This window comes from Emticicia sp. 17c, assembly GCF_037153985.1.
Lineage (GTDB): Bacteria > Bacteroidota > Bacteroidia > Cytophagales > Spirosomataceae > Emticicia.
The window spans coordinates 11,962-32,782 of sequence record NZ_JBBAYI010000015.1 but is presented as its reverse complement, the minus strand read 5'-3'; the positions used below and the strand labels follow the sequence as shown (position 1 = coordinate 32,782).

Here is a 20,821-nt window from a genome sequence, read left to right as displayed (position 1 = left end):
TTTGACGTTATTAATATTAGATTCATTTATTAAAACTTATGCGAATTAATTCCATTTTAATTCTGTTCCTGTTTCCTTTTCTGGTTTTTTCACAAGGATATAGCTCTATTTCAGGAAAAATAATTGACAAAGAGACCCAACAACCCCTATCAAATGCTTACCTGAGCATACCCGAAAAAGGCTTTTCGAGCCAGACCAACGCCATGGGTGAATTTAAGTTTTTCTTTCCTAAAATAGACCTTGACTCCAATATTGTTATTGCAGCTATTGGCTATAAAAACTTTATCAAAAAGGCTTCGGAGTTTGATTCTACCAATGTTATTGCGCTCGAACGTGCCGAATTACTGGCATCCGTACAGGGTGGAGACCCCAAAACCCTTTTAAAAGAAGCCTTTGCTTTGGTGAAGAAAAACAATCCGTCGTCGCCTATGTATCAGATAGGCTTTTACCTCGAAACCATAGAAATGGCAAAACTTGGTTTCGTAAAAATCAATGAAGGCATACTAAGGGTTGAACGCCCGCATACAGCCAAACAAACAGGCATTGAAAAAGTAAAACTCCTGAAAGGACGAAAATATGAATGGACAGGCCAAACTGCCAAACTTGATGGCTGGGGCTTTATGAATGGAGCAGCCATTGTAACCCGTTCGCTGGAAGGGGGTATTCCTGATTACCTCGACAAAGGGAATATTCACGACTATAATTTCAAGATTGATTCATTAATGACCTATTTTAACGATAGTCTGGTATATTCGATGAGTTTCTGGCCTGTTAACAAACGGGTAAAGGCTGCACGCAATGGCAAAATCTGGCTTAATGTAAATAATCAGGCCATTGTCAGGATAGAATACGAAATGACGCCAGAGGGCGTAAAAGATGTAATAGGAGGAAGTTTTGTAGATAACACCAAGAAAGTAGGTAAAAGTGTAAAAGGTTATACCCAGTTTTTGCCTTTAGATGGCAAATGGCATTTACAGGATAGTAAACTGGTTTTTGTAGCCGAATTTGAAGATAAACTGGAAAAGAAATTTGCCACAGAAGCCACCATGACGGTTCAGTTTATGGCTAATGAAAGTCTGAAAATGGGGCGAAGTGCCATAAAATTTGATGACGAACTGCTTACGACTAACGATTTCCCGAAGGGGGGTAAATATGAAGAGAAATTCTGGGTGCAAAGTAATCATTTGCTCCCGACCCCAGCCATGCTTGAAATAGCCGATAAAATTGGAGTTAAGAAATAAATTTTACACAATGGTATTGTAAGTTTCAGGCAAATACACAGAAAACTTACAATACCATTGCATTATACTATACGTTGAATCTGAAGTGCATTACGTCTCCGTCGGCTACTACATATTCTTTTCCTTCTATTCTTAGTCGGCCGGCTTCTCTGCAAGCAGCTTCCGAGCCATATTTTACGTAGTCGCTATAAGCAATTACTTCAGCTTTAATAAAGCCCTTTTCAAAGTCTGTATGAATTACCCCTGCTGCCTGTGGGGCTTTCCAACCTTCCTGAATTGTCCATGCTCTTACCTCCTGTACACCTGCTGTAAAATAAGTACGAAGATTTAATAATTTATAGGCTGCCCTGATTAGACGGTTCAAACCCGGCTCGGTTAAACCATATTCATCCAGAAACATGGCTTTATCGTCAGGGTCTTCCATTTCGGTAATCTGTGCTTCAATAGAGTTGTTGAGCACTATCATCTGAGCATTTTCGGCATTTGCTACTTTCTGTAATATTTCCGAATATTTATTGCCAGTGTGCATCGAAGCCTCATCAACATTAGCTACATACAATACAGGCTTGATAGTAAGTAAAAACAAATCGGCAATTGCGGGTAAATCTTCTTTAGCTAAACCCAGTTCGCGGATATTCTTACCTTGCAACAACCAATCCTGACAACGTTTAAGCACATCAAACTCGGCTTTTGCTTTAGCATCTCCGCCTACTCTGGCTTGTTTTTCTATTTTCTGAATTTTCTTCTCAACACTCTCCAAATCTTTTAACTGAAGCTCGGTATCAATAATTTCTTTATCACCAACGGGGTTAATCTCCCCTTCTTCTCTTAAAATATTTTCATCTTCAAAGCATCTGATAACATGAATAATGGCATCTACTTCTCTGATATTGCCGAGGAACTTGTTTCCTAAACCTTCGCCTTTACTGGCACCTCTTACTAAACCTGCGATGTCAACAATCTCGATTTGAGTAGGTACTAATTTGTTAGGCTTTACTAATTCGGCCAGTTTTGTTAGTCTCTCGTCGGGTACATCTACTAGCCCCACGTTAGGGTCGATAGTACAGAAACGATAATTACTGGCTTGTGCCTTAGCACTATTCGATACAGCATTAAAAAGCGTTGATTTTCCAACGTTGGGCAGTCCTACAATTCCGGCTTGTAAAGGCATATTAATGATTAAACTTTAGTCTGAATAAGAATTTCGCGCAAAATTACGCCAAAAACAGGAGAAAGGCAAAAGTAAATCGAAAGAAGGCAATACCCGACTTATTTATGCCTGATAAATAGGTTTTCCTGACGGTTTAACCGCCAGAATAACAGGTTTTAAAGAAGTGTTTGTTTTTTAACCTATGATTTAACCCCAGAAAGGCATACAGATTTTAGCTTTTTCTTACAGCCATTAGCACAGAAAAGCTGCTCAGGTAATTTACCCTGAATAACAAGTAAGCCTTAGGTTTGTTCAGAAGTTTTATATACCCGTTAAGCTAGATAGGTAAAATAGCATTTTGTTGAGGCAAGCCTATAATAGCAAAGCCTTTGAGTGCATCCCAAAGGCTGAATGTCTTAGTTTCTTACTCAACCAGCAATTATCAATGAATAAAGGTTAGTTCAGATTCCGGTTCAGATGGTCCTGCGAATCAGCAGCAAAAATTGATAATTGATACGTTGGCAGCTACTACTCCCATTTTAAGTCAGAACCACCACCAGCCGCATAGTCGTCGGTGTCATCATTCGAGACAGGAACCTGCTCGTTTTTGTACTGGTCAAAATCGAAGTCGGGCATCAATTCAGTTTTGATATGGTCAATTGTTTCCTGTAAAGCCTCAAGAAATTTGTTAAAGTCTTCTTTGTAAACAAACATCTTGCTTTTTTCAAAAACAAATCCACCATCTTTCTGAAAACGACGGCTTTCTGTGATAGTCAGGTAGTAGTCACTTGAACGAGTGCTTCTTACATCGAAAAAATAAGTACGCTTACCCGCTCTCACGCGTTTAGAGTAAATTTTGTCTCTGTCTTCTCTTTCCACAATCCTTTTTAAGTTTTAGAGGTTTAGAATGATTTTCAAATATAGGTTTTTATTAGTTTATGCAAAATATTTTATTAGGATTTTCTAACAAAAATAATGTTATTTTCATTTCAAATGAGAAAAATTCAACATAAATATTTTATTTATGTTTTTTACACAAAATTTTTGATTGTTTTTGCACTTGGCGAAATTTTCGTATCTATGCAGTTAGAAATCAAATTTTAACCTCGAATGACCTTAAAAATAGTAACTTTTTTATGTTTATTCATTCTATTTAAACCCATCCCAGTAGCTTGCCAATCGGCTCTTTTAGGAGTCGAAATGTTCGGAAAAGCATCTTATTATGAAAGTAAATTCTATGGTCGTAAAACTGCTAGTGGCGAAATCCTGAAAAAAAATGTGCTAAGTTGTGCGCATCCGAGTTTCCCTTTTGGTACAATGATTGAAGTAACTAATCTGGCAAACAATAAATCTTGTATAGTTAGGGTTAATGATAGAGGACCTTTTAAAAAAGGCCGGATTCTCGACTTGTCTCATGTGGCAGCCAAGCAACTTTCGATGTTTAACCACGGCATTGTGAAAGTAAAACTGACCGTAGTAGGCGAAAACGATACCATTTATATTGAAACACCCAATTCGTTGATTAAAAGTGCTGCCGACCTGATTGTAGATGAACCCATAGAAGACGAAGTAGCGGTACCATTAAAACCAAAACCCAAGACTGTCAGACGGAAACCGTCAAAGTCGCTACTCAAAAAACGAGCAAACAGGCGTAAAAAAACAGCACCCACGAAGCCACAAGCCAAGGCTAAAAGCCCAAGCAAGCCTCAGGCAAAAGCTAAAAGCCCAAGTAAACCACAAGCAAAAGTAAAAAAGTGATAACATTGCCATTATGTTAGATTTAGTAAAAATACGGGAATACGGGAATATTGAGTTTCTTGCCAAACAACTGGTAGAAGGCTTTATTACGGGGCTACATAAATCGCCGTTTCATGGGTTTTCTGTTGAGTTTGCCGAGCACCGCTTATACAATACTGGCGAAAGTACAAGATATATCGACTGGAAAGTATTTGGTAAAACTGACCGCCTCTATGTAAAACGATACGAAGAAGAAACTAACTTACGTTGCCATTTGCTAATTGATACGTCTTCATCGATGTATTACCCCGAAAAATCGGCCGGAAAAATAACATTCAGTATCATGGCGGCAGGGGCTTTGGCTTACACCTTGCAAAAACAACGCGATGCCGTAAGCCTGACAACTTTCTCAGAAGGCATTGAAATACAAACGCCTATTAAGTCGACGGCTTCGCATATTCATAAAATATTTCTGGATTTAGAGTCGCTACTCGAAAAACCTAAGCCTAATAAAAAAACCTCCGTTGTTGATACCCTACATGAAATTGCCGAAAAAATACATAAACGTTCGCTGGTAATTATTTTCAGCGATATGTTTGATGACATCGAAAACACCGACAGGCTGTTTTCGGCTATGCAACATTTACGCCATAACCTGCACGAAGTACTGTTGTTTCATGTGACCGATAAAAACACCGAAGAAGAATTTAATTTTGAAGAACGCCCCTACGAATTTATAGATTTAGAGTCGGGCGAGCGTGTAAAAGTACAACCTTCGCAAGTTAAAACGCATTATCAGGCTGCCATTAAAGAGTTTTACCATAACCTGAAACTAAAATGCGGACAATATAAAATTGATTTTGTAGAAGCGGATATTGCACAGGGCTTCGATCAGATTCTTTCTGCTTTTCTGGTGAAAAGAGGAAAAATGAAATAGTATTTCATTGCTTGACATCCATAAACTTTTAAGCGCATGAATAACAGCAGGCGTTTTTTTCTTGGCACTTCTATTACAGGCTTTTTTTACCTGATTTACCGCCGTATCTTCGGTGGCGAACCTATTAAATCACCCCTAAGTGCTGCACAGCTAGCCGACACATCGGTGCCAGCTACGCCTACGGAAATAATTCAACGAGGTACATTTACCCCTTTTGAAACCAACGAATTGCCCGCACTCATAAGCGGTACAAACGACATAAATGGCAAAAACAAGTTGGGTTTCGAGGTGTTCCCGAATGTTAACGGCCAACCTACCTCAAATTTTAACAGTAAATTTTTATGGGGAAACGGCGTTGAGTTTCTGAATCATAGCGGAGACACCCCTCCTATTGGCCTTTCAAAAGGTTTGGCTACGGGGTTCGACAACTCGTTTTTAAACACTCTCAAAGGTGTGCCGGGCGAACACCGGTATAAATGGACGATTTTCAGCGACTTTATGTTCTGGCAAAAAAGTCATACCGAACTGGAAAAACTCGGTGCCGAAAACTATGTAGCCATGTCGTATCAGTCTATGGATTCAAATGGAAAAAAGGTTCCTTTTTCTTATACCATGCTCGACATTGAAGCAGGCGTAACTGATTTTTCAAAAATAAGCTCTTTCCTGAAAGGTTATTACACAGCCGCCAAAGCCGAAAATCCTAAACACGTAGTTATTCTTTATAGTTATGCCCCAAACAGGGGGTTCACCTATTGGCAAAGTGGCTATTATTATGATGGCGATAACGTATCGCAAGACGAAAAGTTTTTTCCTTACAGCAAACACTCTTATAATGAAAATAAAGCTAAAGTTTCGTCTGGCATCATTAATAATTACTTTCGCGGAAAAGACCTGCTCTACAATATAATGGTGAGTTATCCGAAAGTAAACCTGCCGCTCACTACGCCTATGTATCAGAAAGACGCCAACAATCGTTTTATACTTGATAAAAAAGGCGACCGTATTTTAAGAGAAGATACTTTTCAGGAAAATCAGCGAGGCGAATTAATTAATTTTTCGGAAGCCGGCAAGCGGTCTGATATTTCGGTGGCAGAAGGTCATAACTTTGGTGAGTACAGGCTTAAATCTGAACTGTATCATGGCATTAATCAGTTTGGCGGTTATTTTTCTGAAATCTTTTTCAGGCTCCAGATGCTTGCCAATGAATGTGGGCTTAAAAATGATTTCCAGAATATTCATGCCATCAATAATCCGTATCAGACTGTGGGCGTATTAAGGCATGATTTGGAATCGAACCCGTTCACGAATTTGTTCAGGCCCATTGACCGCGTTACAGCCGAATGGCACGCTACATTGGTTTACACCCTACTCAACAATTTACTTATCTGGACAAACGTAACCGGCGGGAATATCGGCCTTACTTTACGCGGGGCATGGTTAAATGGCAATTTCATCCCAGACCTTCATGTTTCTACGCAAGAAGGCACACCGTTTGCAAAAGAGTACTTTGGAGATGGTGCCGGAAAACCCAAAAAAGAAGGACACTTGGGTAATTATCGCCAGTGGGCTGCCAAAATGTATCAGATGCAGGCCGAGAATCGGGTTTATGGTTTATGGCAGAAGACAGATAAAATTCTATGTTTTGCGCATCCTGAGCAGATTATTAACGGCCAATTTCCGGCCATTGGCAGGCTTCAAGGCAATATTCTTAAGATTAGTGGCGTAGAATCAAAACTTGAAATCGGAGAAAGTTTTCAAATACAAATTAAAAACACGCAAAATAATGCGGTGTTCACTAAAACTATTGCTGCCAAAGCCGTACTTAATGAGCTAGTTGTGTTACCTGCCGGAAAATACAATGCACAGGACATTTACATTGAATATACGAATCCGGTTAAGGGTGGGCTAAAGAAAGTAAATGGCCGAGGAGAAACCCTTTCCTGATAAAAGGCAACCTTGTCTGTATCTTTGTCTCCTGTGTATGACTTGCCCCTCTCACTAGCTTGCCTGCATTACCGATTCATCTACATACTCCAGTACATCACCGGGTTGGCAGTTTAGTATTTTGCAGATAGCTTCAAGGGTATCAAACCGAATCCCTTTAGCTTTTCCGGTTTTCAACACAGATAAATTGGCAGGTGTGATTCCTATTTTTTCTGCCAATTCTTTACTTTGCATCTTGCGCTTCGCAAGCATCACATCAACGTTTACAATAATTGGCATAGTTCAAATAAATAAGTCTTGTTCATTTTGCAGTTTTAAGCCTTGTTTAAAAATTGCAGATAGGAAATAAGCAAAAACGCCTAAAATAAAATGCAAAACAATTAAAATTATAGCAATATCGTCAACTAAAGAAAAAATACTTGCCAACATAATTGTTAATGCCGGAAGGCACAGATTTGCCACATAAAATAGTTGTAATTGCCTTACACCCCATTGAGAAAATAATTTTGGCTGAAAAAACACCTTAAAAACATTACTCGATAACAAAAAAAACAATCCATATAGCCCTAAAGGTGACAAAAAATCGAATACAATATAAGGCATATTATAATCTCCATTCAAAAAAGGTTTTTGTGTGAACGGATACAACACCTGAAAATATTTACCACCTTCTCTAAAATTCAGATTCAACCCCGTTAACAGGCAAAACGCAGAATAAACAGTTGTAACAAAATAAGAAACTGCAAGCAGGCGCGTAATATAAAATAGTATGCTGGATACAAGTTTTACTTTTTTCATCATTCATTTTTTTAAATATATTGTAAAAATAATAATTAATTACTGTTTTACGATAACTACATATTGTTTTTTTTCATTTATAACACCACTAATTTCCCGACAAACGTCTTTACAATCATAACATTTTTAGCAATTATTTATGATGAATAAAAAAAAATAAAAAAAATTTGTAATGTTTCTTAGGGCTGGTCGTCTATGTAATTGAAATGGATTTAAAGGTATTTACACAAGCAGTTTTATCGCATCAGGCTCGTTTGTTTCGGGTAGCGAAACTCTTTCTTCGAAACAACGAAGAAGCAGAAGATACTGTACAGGAAATTCTTTTAAAACTGTGGGACAAGAGACAGCAGCTAGACCATTACCAGAGTGTGGAAGCTCTGGCTGTTCAGATGACGAAAAACCTTTGTCTGGATAAATTAAAGTCTCATGCCTATACCAAAACTGAGGCAATGCCAGATACTGTCGAAGTGAAAGAGTTGGCTCGTACACCTCATGAACAGACCGAATTATCAGACAGTAATCAGTTATTGAAAAGTATCATTGATAACTTGCCTGAGCTTCAGAAGACTATTCTTCACTTGCGCGATGTAGAAGAATACTCATTTGAAGAAATTGAAGAAATAACCGGGCAAACCATCAATAATATCAGAGTAATATTGTCGAGAGCGCGCAAAAGTGTGAGAGATAGTTATTTAAAAGTAAACAGTTATGTATCAGGAAATTGAAAAACTTCTGGAAAAATACTACGAGGGTGAAACCACACTCCAGGAAGAAAAGTACATCAAAGAGTTTTTTAGCAAAAGTGATATACCTGCGCATTTGCAACAACATATAGCAGAGTTTGCTTATTACAGACAAGCTGCACAGGAAACACCCTCAAAAAACCTGAATGAAGCAATTCTTGGCAAAATTGAAAAGAAAGGCAGAATCATTCAGTTCAGAGCATTGAGCCTGAGAATTGCAGCAGGCGTGGCTTTAGTAATAGGAAGTTTTGCCGCAGGATATATTTATAATGATAAAGGTGGCGAGATACCGATTGCACAGAGTACGCCGGAAAGGGCAATGAGAGAAACCTTGCAGTTTCAACAGGTGAATCTGACATCGGCCAGTGAAAGGATTGATGCCGTAAACCAGAGCTTAAAACTGGAAGAATTGGACAAAGAATTAATACAACTTTTAATTAATACATTGAATTTCGACGATAACGTGAATGTGCGTCTGGCTGCTTGTCAGGCACTGGCTCGTTTCGAAACTGAACCTGCCGTAAGAGAGGGCCTTATGCAATCTCTCAAAATTCAGACAGACCCAACTATTCAGATAACGCTCATCGAATTACTGGTGATGATGAAAGAAAAACGTGCTTCGCAAACGCTGGAGCAGCTTTCAAAAGATAAAGCCGTGATGGATGTGGTGCGTATGAAAGCAGAAGAGGGTGCGGCTACTTTGATTACGTTGTAGTAAGAAGGAAAACACAAGTGTATTCAAAAAATCAATAGATAAACAAAACACAGATTTTCGGAGAAGTCAAGGCCTTATTCTCTGAGCATCTTATTTACAAATCAAGTTCATAATTATTAAAAAGCACATTACAATGAAAAAGAATATGTTCGTACTCGCTTGCCTCTTATTGACTGCTGTCTACACGCAAGCACAGGATTTCAAGACAAAATTAGCCAATACTAAAGACAGCAAAATATTAATTGAACTCGATGCTGAAAACCTTAAAATTGAAGGATATGCCGGAGATGAGGTAATCATTAAAGGTGGTAGCACTGAACCCCTACCGGAACAAGCCAAAGGTTTGAAACCGCTCTACAATACCAATGTTGATAATACGGGTCTGGGGCTGGCTGTTAATATGGAAGGTGGTGTTTTGAGAATTGAGAAAGCTTCAAGAAAATCATCAAAATATACGATAATGGTTCCTAACAAGGCAAGTATTATGTATACGCAGATTAATTGGCAAGGTGGCTCACCTGTTAGCTTCAATAATATTGACGGAGATCTGGAAATAAAAACCAATAATTCCGATATAAAACTTACAAATGTAACCGGACCTATTGTAGCCAATAGTATCAGTGGCAAATTAACTGCGGTTTTCTCTTCATTGAATCAGTCTACCCCTTCTTCTATCTCTTTGATAAGCGGGGACTTAGATATAACTCTTCCTGCTACGGCTAAGGCTACACTATCGATGAAATCTATCTCAGGAGAAATCTACTCTGATTTAGATTTGAATTTAAAATCAGGAAAAGATGGAATGTCGAGAGTAGGTGGTGGACACAATATCAATGGTAATTTGAACGGTGGTGGAGTAAATCTTCAACTGAATACTATCAGCAGCAATATCTACGTCCGCAAGGCGAAATAACAACCTTTGTCCTATATAAAAATTATGAAAAAGCTATTAACATTACTCTTACTTGGCGCTTGCCATTACTTAGCTACGGCTCAGAAAATAATTGAAAAGAAAATCCCTTTCTCGGCTAATCAGAAGGTAAATCTTAACATGAAATTTGCCGATGACATTAAAGTACAATACTGGGATAAAGCCGAAGTTTATGTAAAAATTGAAGTCGAAATTAATTCGGGTAAACTGAACGATGCTCTTCTGGTTGATGCCAAAAACACTACGAATGAAATTAACATAAAAACAGATTTTGACCAAGAGTTAATCCTGACAGGCAAAGCGGAAGATTGCCCTAATGACCCAGAAAGACATCATTCTTCGTGGAGTAAAAACGGGCGCAATTACTTTGTATGCAGTAAAATCAATTATGAGGTTTTTCTGCCTAAACAGGCCGAATTAAGTCTTGAAACCATCAACGGCAATATCTGGCTAAGCAATGTAACCAGTGCAGTTAAAGCCAAAACCATCAGCGGATTTCTGGATGTAAGCTGGCCCAAAGGTAAGGGTGGAAACCTAGGCATGAAAACTGTTACCGGCGAAGTATATTCTGATTTAGACATTGCTCTTAAAACCAAAAAACAGAAAAACCCGATAGTCGGATATTTATTGGAAGGCACAGTTAATGGTGGTGGGCCAGAAATACAACTGGAATCAATCAGTAACAATGTTTATGTAAGAAGTAAAAAGTAATTTGTAATTATAATGTATGTTTTATAAAATCGGTATCCAGATAGTAGCTCTATCGGTTATCGATTTTATTTATTTGTTTCTTTCCACTGCTTTTTAGCCAATTTGTTTTTAGCATATAATTTGCACACAGCTTTCAAAAATTACGTGTTATATCCATTAAAATGTGTTTCTGGCTTCCCAGTTGCTGTCTTTATCCACAGTTTAGCGTTATCCTGATTATTTGGTCGAAACTTAAAAAATAGGCACAAAAACTCTTGCACCTCATTAAATACCTATCAACAAATTTTATCAACCACCAATACTGCTATGTATGTTAGATTACAAAATAGTTTACAAAGAATATTAGGCTTTATAAACATACCTATTCATAATTATATGGCTGATTGAAAGATTTTTAAAATTTTTTTTGCCAAAATCTAAATTATTCACAGCGTTGGCATTTGTTGTTACGTCTTGTAAGATATAAATGAGACTTCATCGGCTCACAAACGTATTACTAACCATATTTACGTAACAGACCTAATTAATAGTAAAACTTTAACTGAATTGTATAAAAAACTCAAAGCCCAATAATTGCTCTATCCGGGCAGTTATTCTTCCAATTACAGCAAGTTTTAATTAATTATGTAGCTTCTGTCTCCGTTTGAAGCCATTCATACAATGTATGAAGCAAAAGTATATCATGAGGTTTTATCTTTTTGTTGCTTTACTGGCAGGTTTTACTGCTTGCTCCAAAACAGCCACTTCGAGGCTATCAGGGCAAGCATGGATGAATACCATACAAGAAATTCCGGGCAAAATAGAATGTGAATATTACAACAATGGTGGCGAGGGTGTTGCCTATCATGATACCGATGCCATTAATAATGGTAGTGGTAAGCTGAATCCGCCTAATGGTAATTTCCTCAATGAGTTCAGAATGAAAGAAGCGGTCGACATCTCCTACACAAAACAAAATGATATAGACAATACGCCTTACAATAAAGTAGCCCCAGAAATGAACAAGTTTTATGTGGGCTGGACAGAACCAGGCGAATGGATAAACTATACCGTTAAAGTAAAAGAGACCGCTACCTATGCCATTAACCTGATGTATACCGCCAATGGTGACGGTGTAATCGGCCTTGATATTGATGGCAAACCTCTGGCAAAAGAACTGAAAGTAATTTCGACTTATGACGCTAACGACCCCGTAGCATGGCGGCAATGGCATCATTGGAACAAGTCAGAAACAATAGCTAAAGTTGTATTAAGCAAAGGTATACATACACTTACCTTGCATACCGTAGCACATGGGAATATGAACTACGATTATCTGGAGTTCAAAAAGATTTAAAGAAGATTAATTAAACGATATGAATCAATATGTCATAATTGCTAGAGATGGCACCGACGCTGATGCAATAAACCGACGAATGGCAGCCCGACCCCGCCACTTGGCAGGAGCAAAAGCCTTAAAAACCAACAACAACTTTGTAATTGGTGGGGCTATTCTTGACGAAGCCGGACAAATGGCAGGTTCAGTAATGATAGTACAGTTCGAAACCGAAGAACAGATGAAAGAATGGTATGCCAACGAACCATACATTAATGAAAACGTGTGGGAGTCAATTGAAATCAAACCTTTCAAAGTAGCCAATGTATAACTATTCTAATATGAGCCATGACAATTTTAATAAATTATTAAGTCGCTAATTAAAACCAAAAAATCTACATTTATTGGCATTTTATCGACAAATTAACCCAAATAGCAAGCTCATAAAGTACTAAAAATAACATGATTTTATTGTAGATTTTTTTTTTAATCAGATTTTAATAATTTTACAGTCCTAATTTTTTCAACTGTGTGTCAATTTTTTTAACAAACTAAACAAACCTACAAAAAATGAGAAAACAATTATTACTTCTCTTCATGCTGGGGGTTATCTTTACTGGGTGGCAGGCTGCTGCACAAGAAAGAACAATTTCCGGTAAGGTAACGGCTTCAGAAGATGGTTCACCCCTGCCAGGTGTGAGTGTTACAGTAAAAGGAACAAAACAAGGTACACAAACAGATGCTTCAGGTGTTTATAAAATAAACGTATCTGGCAACCCAACTTTGGTATTTACTTTTATTGGTACAATCTCACAAGAGGTGGCAGTAGGAACCCGCACAATTGTAGATGTACAATTAGCGGCAGACAACAAACAATTAAGTGAAGTAGTAGTTGTGGGGTATGGTACCCAGAAAAAGGCAGAGTTTACAGGAGCGGCATCTACTATTAAAGCAAATGCAATTGCCGAACGCCCTGTACAAAGTTTCTCACAAGGTTTAACAGGACAAGCCTCAGGGGTAAATATTACACAACCTAACGGTTTGTTAAACAACCCTCCTGTTATTCGTGTACGTGGTCTTAGCTCACTTTCATTGAGCTCTTTCCCATTAGTTGTAATTGACGGTATACCTATCTCGACAGATAACGTATCAGCTAACGCGAGTACTAACAACCCGCTAGGTGATATTAACCCTGCTGACATTGAGTCTATCGACGTATTGAAAGATGCTGCTTCGGCCGCTATTTACGGTTCTCGTGCTGCTGCTGGGGTTTTGTTAATCACTACTAAACGTGGTAAAACAGGTAAAGCAAAAGTTTCTATTGATAGCTGGGCTGGTGTAAGTAATGCAGTGCGTTTGCCAGACGTATTAAATGCACAACAATACATGGACCACAAAAACCTTGCTATTGCCAATGCTTTATCAATCAACCCGAATGCGATTCCTGCGTCTCAACGTAATGATAAAAACCAATCGTTCTTACCTGCTTACCGTGCTGACGGTTCATTAATCGATACAGACTGGTACAAAGAGGTATATCAAACAGGTTTCTCTCAAAACCATAACCTGACAGTACAAGGTGGTACAGAAAAAACCAACTATTATTTCTCGGCAGGTTTCTCAGACCAAGATGGTTTCTTGAAAGCAAACACTTTCCAACGTCGTTCAGGTCGTTTCAACATGGACCACCAAGCTACAAACTGGTTAAAGTTAACGGCTAACTTCAACTTTACCAACTCAATCAACAAATCACCTAACAGTGGTTCGTATGCTGGTGGTGCTTTCGCTACTTCAGGTTTAGGTCGTATTGCAGTTGCACAAGTTCCTAACTTGCCTGCTTACAACGAAGATGGAACTTACAACATCGAAAACAACACAGTAGGTCGTAAAAACAACCTATTGCCTGCACAGTTCCCGAATGCGGCTGTATTAAGAGATTTAGATAAAAACATTTCAGAAAACACCCGTTTAATTGCAAACTTAGGTGCTGAAGTGAAATTATACGAAGGTTTGACTTTCAAAACTACTTACTCTTGGGATAGAAGAAATACAGAAAACATTCGTTTCTGGAACCCATATAACGGTGATGGTTGGTCGTCAATCGGTGATGCCTACAACAATACTGCCCGTGCAGATAACTGGAACTGGATTAACACTTTACAATACCTGAAAACTTTTGGTGGTAAACACAATCTTTCAGTAGTATTGGGTTCTGATGTTCAAAAAAGAAGAACTACTAACTGGGGTGCTGAACGTCAAGGTCTAGCTGACTTCTTCTTTACTGACTTCCAAGGTAACTACAGCACTAACCTTGCTGCCGGAAATGGTATTACACAAGTAGCTTATGAGGCATATTTAGGTAGCCTTAGCTATAACTTCGCTAACAAATATTTCATTAGCGGTAACTACCGTCGTGATGGAAACTCGGCACTTTCTGCTGAAAACCGTTGGGGTAATTTTGGTGGGGTGTCTGCTGGTTGGACTATCTCAGAAGAAGAGTTCTTCAAAAATCTGGGCTTAGGCAACAAAATTTCATCATTACGTTTGAAGGCTAGCTGGGGTAAAGTTGGTAATGGTAACGTAAACAACGCTTATGGTTCATACTCAACTTTTGGTTCAGGCCTTTATGGTTCAGCCGCTACGCTAGCGTTTAACCAAGCTGGTAACAAAGATTTGAAATGGGAAACAAGTGAACAAACTAACATTGGTTTAGACCTTAGCTTCCTTAACGACCGTATCACGCTTGAAGCTAACTGGTATAACAAAAACATCAATAACTTGATTTTGGACGTACCACAAGCACCTTCAAAAGGTATTCCGAACAACACAATTCTTGCGAACGTTGGTTCAATGTACAACAGAGGTTGGGAGTTCTCGGTTACTGCTGTGCCTGTTAACAAAGGAGGTTTCACATGGTCAACCAACATCAACTTCTCTACTAACAAAAACATGGTTACAGCCCTTGTTGATGCTAATACGCCAATTCTTACTACTACTTCTGGCCTTGAAGCTACAAGTATTACTAAAGTTGGTTACTCAGCAGCACAAATCTATGGTGTAGTAACACACGGTGTTAACCCAGCTAATGGTCGTCGTATCTTCGTAACACGCGATGGTAAAGAAGTACAATACCTACACTTGGGTGGCCCTAACGCATGGACATTCCTTGACGGAACTCAAACTGTTTCACCATCTTCTCAACAACAAATTCTTGGTGGTACTATTCCAACTTGGTATGGTGGATTTAACAATACTTTAAAATACAAAGGATTTGACTTAGGCTTGAACTTTACGTTCTCGGGTGGTAACTATATCTACAATGGTAGCAAAGCTGGTTTAAGAGACCAACGTGTTTGGAACAACTCTGTTGATGTACTGAACTCATGGAAACAAACTGGTGACGTTACTGATATTCCAAGACCAGTATATGGTGACAACGTATCTAACGGTTCATCATTCCTTATCTCTGAAAACGTAGAAAAAGGTGATTTCTTAAGATTACAAACCGCAACTTTAGGTTATCGTGTTCCAAGTACATTTGGCAAAACAGGTATCTCTTCACTAAGAATTTATGCTCAGGTGAACAATGCCTTCCTTTTAACCAAATATACCGGTGTTGACCCTGAAATCTCAACAAACGGAGATTCAAACCTTGCCTCTGGTATTGAGCGTAATACCATTCCACAAGGTAGACAATTCACTCTTGGTCTTAACTTAAGTTTTTAATTTTAAATGACATTGATTTTATGAAAATGGTTAATAAAAAAATAGGAATCTTAACACTGGCTTTGGCTATGAGCCTTTCTTCTTGCAAAGAAGATTTTCTGGAGGCCATCCCAGAACTAAGCTTGTCTGATGCTACTGTTTTCTCTACACCAGCACGTGTTGAGTCACAAGTAGTTGGTTTATACGGTTCTGCAAAATCTGGTAGCCTTTTTGGCGGTCGTTACTTGATTTATAGCGACATCCGCGCAGAAGAGTTTATCAACCGTACAACAAACTCTGTAACTGGTTACTCTACTTATCAAGGTAACCAAGACCCCTCAGATACTTACATTGCTGCTTTCTGGACGCAAGGTTATCTGACTATCAACAGAATTAACTTGTTCCTTGAAGGGCTTACTGCTAATCCGAACTCGGTTAGCACAGCTTTAGCAGCTAACTATCGTGGTGAAGCTAAATTTTTAAGAGCTCTTACTTATTTCTCTCTGGTTCAGTTCTTTGCTAAACCTTATGCGCTAGATAACGGTGCATCTCCGGGTTTACCATTAAGATTAAAAGGTGAAGTTACCTCAGCTAACAACAACTTAGCCAGAAGTACAGTTGCTCAAATCTATGACCAAGTTATTAAAGATTTGAACGAAGCTGAAAACGAACTACCTGACAATTATAGCTCTGCTTTGTTACGCACTACAAGAGCGCACAAAAACACAGCTATTGCGTTAAAAACTCGTGTACTATTAGCTAAAAAAGACTACGCAGGTGTAATTACAGAAGCAAATAAAATTGTTTCGGCGTCTGCTCCTTTCAAATCAGCTAACCGTGTAGCACATGAACTACAATCAGATGTTTCGTCGGTGTTCAAAGCTCCATATACTTCGGTAGAATCGATTTTCTCATTCCCAATGGCTGAAACTAACGCCCCTGGTACTCAAAACCAGTTAGGTTATTATTTCAACGCTGGTAACGTAGAATATTACCTGAATCCAAGTGGAAGCGGTATTTATGCCAACCCTCAGTTCAGAGCTGTTGATGACCGTAAAACTAAATTGACAGTACCTACTACAAGTGTAGCGGCGTTCCCGTCAGTAACAAAATTCAGCGGTGTATCTCCTTATATCGACTTCGTTCCAAACATCCGTTATGCTGAAGTACTATTGAACCTTGCAGAAGCTGAAGCTGAAGCTGGTAACCAAACACGTGCATTAGCTTTATTGAAAGCTGTTCACGAGCGTTCGGACAAAGGTTATGATTTCGGTACACTTGATAAAGCGGGCTTAGTAAAAGCTATCCTGACTGAAAGACGTATTGAATTATTGGCTGAAGGTTTCAGAACTAACGATATTCTAAGAAGAGGCGAGCCTATCAACTCATTTGGTGCTGGTGCAATGATTCAGCCAAGCGAAACCAGATATATCTTTGGTATACCTCTTGCAGAAACTCAAACTAACCCAGGTATTGGTAACTAATTAATACCTACTGGTTTTGTTTTTCCCTATGATGGGTTGTCTTATTCTTGATTCAGAATTAAAGACAACCCATTATTTTTAAATACCTCTAACTCTTTACTGTCAAATATGAAAAACTTAAAAAAGCTATTTCTAGTAACTTGCTTATGCTGGAGTCCCTTTAATGCTACCTGCCAGATAGCCGTTTCAGGAGACCCGCTAGGTGGCACACCCATGGCGGGGCAGTCATATATGAATGTAAAAGGCTCTCCGTATCTTTTTGAATCTTGGGAGAAAGGCAGTGTAACCATGGCCTCAGGCAAAAAATTTGATAACCTCGACTTGATGTTCGACCAAGTAACCAATCAGATTATTTTTAAAGATACCGACGGAAGCACAAAGGCATTTAATCAGCCCATTGCTTCATTCGTTATTGGCAAAGATGCTAACACGCACAAATTTGAACGAGGAACAGACGGCATTTTTTATGAAAAAGTAGTTACAGGTAATTTAACTTTATGGAAAAAAAACCATAAATCTTTGATTGATGAAAAGCCCTACGGCTCGGCTACCCTCCAAAGAAACGTACTAAATAACATTACTTACTATGTAGGTGACCTTGCTCAACTTACCAAAATTAAAACCGATAAAAAATCTGTTTTAGCATTAATGGCTACAAAGACAACTGAAATAGAGGAATTTATTAAGAAAGAAAAACTTAGTACTAAAACCGAAAATGACCTGATTCGCGTTTTTCAGTACTACAATACTCTCTAACATAAAATGTTCTGTGTGCCCATTCCTTTATTAATTTTCAATGAAGGAATGGGCATTTTATTTCAGACGGTAAACATTATTTAAAAATTTCTTTATTACGCTTTACAGGCCCGATAAGTAGCCCGTTTTAATACATTGCTCCAGATTAAGCCTTCATAAAATACACACTCATTTATCAGAATACAACCCTGAATTACCTCATAGCCAAGACAATAAATAAGCCTTGATGAAATGATTTTGCCTAAAAAGGTGTTAATGTGAAAGTACCAAAAAATAATTATCTCATGTTCAGCTTCTTTAATTTAGCTTATTTTTTGTATAGCCTTATAGTGGCATTACCCTCAATCAATACAAATTCAACCGAAAACTCTTCCAAAAAATATATTGTTTCCGAGAAAAAGAGCCTTAGTAATACCATTCAGAACTTATATAACGACTGCCACCTTGAAGGTGTAGTGAGTTATGCTGCCTTCAAGGAGTCAATGGCTGGTTATGAGGCGTATCGTCCGGCTAAACCCGTTATTACTATTATTGATTTTAATCTTCCTTCAACGCAGGAAAGGTTTTTTGTAATAGATATTATTCAGAAAAAATTACTTTTTTCGTCGCTGGTGGCACACGGACAAAAATCTGGCGATAACGTGGCACACTATTTTTCTAATCAATTAAACTCGCACCAGAGTAGTTTAGGGTTTTATCTGGTTGGGCAAACCATTCAAAGTCCTAAACACGGCTTGGCTTTGTTGCTGGCTGGTTTACAGAAAGGTATCAACGACAATGCTCGTCGTCGTGAAATCATTATTCATGGGGCGGCTTATGTGAGCGAGTCATTCATAAGGCAGTTTGGCCGCTTGGGGCGTAGTTTCGGCTGCCCGGCTTTGCCTAACGAATTAATACCTAAAGTAGTACCCGTTATTGCCAACGGCAGTTTATTATATATCCACCGTGAAAATCCACCGTCTGTTTATGCAAAAAAGTAAAAAATTCATTATTGTTCTCTTAGGAGTTTTATCAATTATTATCAACATTACAAGCTGCAAAAAAGGAAAGAAAAAACAACGGAGTGTTTTACCCGACTCCAGTATTTATTCTACACAGAATTTCACTGATATTATGCTCGACAGTACGGCTGTTAACGCATTTTTCAGCAACTATCAGGTACTTGATACTGTTCAGAACGAAGTCTCTGAGTTTTATATGCGCCGAGGCTACCAGTCGGCATGGTTTACCAAACAAGGCATGAGCCATGCTGCACAAAATTTTTACAATCAACTTCAAAGCTATGCGTATGATTTTGCCGACACCACCTTTAAGAATCCTGAACTGGATAAACTGATTCAGGAAGCCGAAGCAGACGAAAAGGGTTTTCTTAAAGAAACCAGACAGGTACAAAGGCTAGAGTTACTGCTTACTACTACTTTCTTTGAGTTTGCCGAAAAGGCTTATGGCGGAGTTACTAAAAATCCACTTGATTTGGAGTGGTTTATTCCTCGCAAAAAGAAAAACTATCAATCATTACTTGATTCGCTTGTTTCGATTTCACAGGGTGAAAAAGTAAGAGAGCCTGTTAATATTTACTACATACGCTTAAAGGAAAAACTAAGGCAATACCGCAATATTGAACGCAAGGGAGGCTTGCCAAAAGTGCTTACCAGCCAGAAACAATTGTCGGTTGGTGACCGTGACACTTGCCTTTTCAGGGCTAAGCAACATTTATTTTTAACTGGCGATTTAAAACAAGCTGATACCTCTCTGACATTTACTGACTCATTAAAAAATGCCGTAATTCGTTTTCAACACCGCATGGGTTTAAAAGAAAGTGGTAAAATTGATTTGGCTACTTTAAAGGAGCTTAACCAACCAATTGAGTATCGAATCAGACAAATGATGGTTAATATGGAGCGTTTACGGTGGGTTCCGGTTGAATTAGAAAAAGACTATCTGCTCATAAACATTCCTGAATTTATGTTACATGTTTTTGAGAATCAACGGCAGGTATTGGCCATGAATGTAGTAGTAGGCAAAACTGCTTCACAAACAACCATTTTTAAAGGTAATTTATCGCAAATAGTGTTAAATCCGTATTGGATTATTCCGCCAAGTATCATTCGTAACGAAATTCTTCCTCAGCTAAAACGTGGTACGGGTTATTTATCCAGAAACAACATGGAGGTAGTTTCGGGCAATAAAGTTATCAATCCTTCTACTATTAACTGGAGTTCTTACACTTCGGGGATTCCTTATGTTATCAGGCAAAAACCCGGCAACAAAAACTCTTTAGGAAAAATGAAGTTTTTGTTTCCGAATAACTTTAATATTTACCTGCACGACACCCCATCAAAAGGGCATTTCAACGATTCGAAAAGAGCGTTCAGCCACGGTTGTATCAGGTTATCAGACCCTAAAAGACTGGCCCTGTATTTACTCAGGAATAATCCGGCTTGGGATGTTACAAAAGTAGATGAAGTATTAAAGACCGACAAAGAAACGGGTATTCGTGTACAACCTACTATTCCTGTTTATATTGTTTACTTTACTGCATGGGTAGATACCAACGGGCAGCTTAATTTCAGAAATGATTTATATGGCTTGGATGCCCGATTATCAACCGAAATTTTTGGGCAATAGCACCACAATAAAAGCCTTGAAAACAG

General features: G+C 38.4%; 19 protein-coding genes. 15 read left to right on the top strand and 4 right to left on the bottom strand.

Annotated elements, in window-relative coordinates; all coding sequences use genetic code 11:
* The first annotated feature begins 38 nt into the window (after positions 1-38).
* Positions 39-1,241 (top strand): carboxypeptidase-like regulatory domain-containing protein, encoded by a 1,203-nt coding sequence (locus tag WAA15_RS21955; protein ID WP_337044993.1) that lies wholly within the window; start codon positions 39-41, stop codon positions 1,239-1,241.
* Positions 1,242-1,308: 67 nt separating this feature from the next.
* On the opposite strand, the gene ychF is transcribed toward WAA15_RS21955, so the two are convergent.
* Both ychF and WAA15_RS21945 read right to left on the bottom strand, forming a co-directional pair.
* Positions 1,309-2,412, bottom strand: coding sequence for a redox-regulated ATPase YchF (ychF, locus tag WAA15_RS21950; RefSeq protein WP_337044992.1), 1,104 nt, complete (start codon positions 2,410-2,412; stop codon positions 1,309-1,311).
* Positions 2,413-2,919: 507 nt separating this feature from the next.
* Entirely contained in the window at positions 2,920-3,270 is a 351-nt protein-coding gene (locus WAA15_RS21945) for a DUF3276 family protein (protein ID WP_337044991.1), read from the bottom strand.
* A 231-nt stretch (positions 3,271-3,501) separates the two neighbouring features.
* Here WAA15_RS21945 and WAA15_RS21940 point away from each other — a divergent pair, with 231 nt between their 5' ends.
* Genes WAA15_RS21940 through WAA15_RS21930 form a run of 3 tightly spaced genes read left to right on the top strand, consistent with a single transcriptional unit; the run spans position 3,502 to position 7,009 of the window.
* Positions 3,502-4,149 (top strand): septal ring lytic transglycosylase RlpA family protein, encoded by a 648-nt coding sequence (locus tag WAA15_RS21940; RefSeq protein WP_337044990.1) that lies wholly within the window; start codon positions 3,502-3,504, stop codon positions 4,147-4,149.
* 13 nt (positions 4,150-4,162) lie between these two features.
* Positions 4,163-5,065 (top strand): DUF58 domain-containing protein, encoded by a 903-nt coding sequence (locus WAA15_RS21935; protein ID WP_442892821.1) that lies wholly within the window; start codon positions 4,163-4,165, stop codon positions 5,063-5,065.
* Positions 5,066-5,101: 36 nt separating this feature from the next.
* On the top strand, positions 5,102-7,009 hold the full coding sequence (locus tag WAA15_RS21930; protein ID WP_337044989.1) for a hypothetical protein: 1,908 nt from the start codon (positions 5,102-5,104) through the stop codon (positions 7,007-7,009).
* Positions 7,010-7,063: 54 nt separating this feature from the next.
* Here the strand turns inward: WAA15_RS21930 and WAA15_RS21925 are convergent, their stop codons facing one another.
* Positions 7,064-7,288, bottom strand: coding sequence for a helix-turn-helix domain-containing protein (locus tag WAA15_RS21925; RefSeq protein WP_337044988.1), 225 nt, complete (start codon positions 7,286-7,288; stop codon positions 7,064-7,066).
* A 3-nt stretch (positions 7,289-7,291) separates the two neighbouring features.
* Entirely contained in the window at positions 7,292-7,612 is a 321-nt protein-coding gene (locus WAA15_RS21920; RefSeq protein ID WP_337044987.1) for a DUF2975 domain-containing protein, read from the bottom strand.
* Between the two features lie 401 nt (positions 7,613-8,013).
* Between WAA15_RS21920 and WAA15_RS21915 the strand changes: the two genes are divergently transcribed.
* The 11 genes from WAA15_RS21915 (at position 8,014) to WAA15_RS21865 (ending at position 20,795) form a co-directional block, all read left to right on the top strand.
* Entirely contained in the window at positions 8,014-8,532 is a 519-nt protein-coding gene (locus tag WAA15_RS21915; RefSeq protein ID WP_337044986.1) for an RNA polymerase sigma factor, read from the top strand.
* On the top strand, positions 8,516-9,265 hold the full coding sequence (locus WAA15_RS21910) for a HEAT repeat domain-containing protein (protein WP_337044985.1): 750 nt from the start codon (positions 8,516-8,518) through the stop codon (positions 9,263-9,265). Before WAA15_RS21915 ends, WAA15_RS21910 begins: the two co-directional genes overlap by 17 nt.
* Positions 9,266-9,398: 133 nt before the next feature.
* Positions 9,399-10,178 (top strand): DUF4097 family beta strand repeat-containing protein, encoded by a 780-nt coding sequence (locus WAA15_RS21905; RefSeq protein ID WP_337044984.1) that lies wholly within the window; start codon positions 9,399-9,401, stop codon positions 10,176-10,178.
* A 24-nt stretch (positions 10,179-10,202) separates the two neighbouring features.
* Positions 10,203-10,907 (top strand): hypothetical protein, encoded by a 705-nt coding sequence (locus WAA15_RS21900; protein ID WP_337044983.1) that lies wholly within the window; start codon positions 10,203-10,205, stop codon positions 10,905-10,907.
* A gap of 664 nt (positions 10,908-11,571) precedes the next feature.
* Positions 11,572-12,243 (top strand): carbohydrate-binding protein, encoded by a 672-nt coding sequence (locus WAA15_RS21895; RefSeq protein ID WP_337044982.1) that lies wholly within the window; start codon positions 11,572-11,574, stop codon positions 12,241-12,243.
* Positions 12,244-12,262: 19 nt separating this feature from the next.
* On the top strand, positions 12,263-12,553 hold the full coding sequence (locus WAA15_RS21890) for a YciI family protein (protein WP_337044981.1): 291 nt from the start codon (positions 12,263-12,265) through the stop codon (positions 12,551-12,553).
* 239 nt (positions 12,554-12,792) lie between these two features.
* Complete coding sequence (locus WAA15_RS21885; protein ID WP_337044980.1) at positions 12,793-15,948, top strand: SusC/RagA family TonB-linked outer membrane protein; 3,156 nt, start codon at positions 12,793-12,795, stop codon at positions 15,946-15,948.
* A gap of 20 nt (positions 15,949-15,968) precedes the next feature.
* A complete protein-coding gene (locus WAA15_RS21880) occupies positions 15,969-17,411 on the top strand; it encodes a RagB/SusD family nutrient uptake outer membrane protein (RefSeq protein WP_337044979.1) in 1,443 nt (480 codons plus the stop codon).
* 108 nt (positions 17,412-17,519) lie between these two features.
* Positions 17,520-18,167, top strand: a complete 648-nt coding sequence (locus WAA15_RS21875; RefSeq protein WP_337044978.1) for a hypothetical protein — start codon at positions 17,520-17,522, stop codon at positions 18,165-18,167.
* 284 nt (positions 18,168-18,451) lie between these two features.
* Positions 18,452-19,147 (top strand): murein L,D-transpeptidase catalytic domain family protein, encoded by a 696-nt coding sequence (locus WAA15_RS21870; protein WP_337044977.1) that lies wholly within the window; start codon positions 18,452-18,454, stop codon positions 19,145-19,147.
* Positions 19,134-20,795, top strand: coding sequence for a L,D-transpeptidase family protein (locus tag WAA15_RS21865; protein ID WP_337044976.1), 1,662 nt, complete (start codon positions 19,134-19,136; stop codon positions 20,793-20,795). Before WAA15_RS21870 ends, WAA15_RS21865 begins: the two co-directional genes overlap by 14 nt.
* The last annotated feature ends 26 nt before the right edge of the window (positions 20,796-20,821 follow it).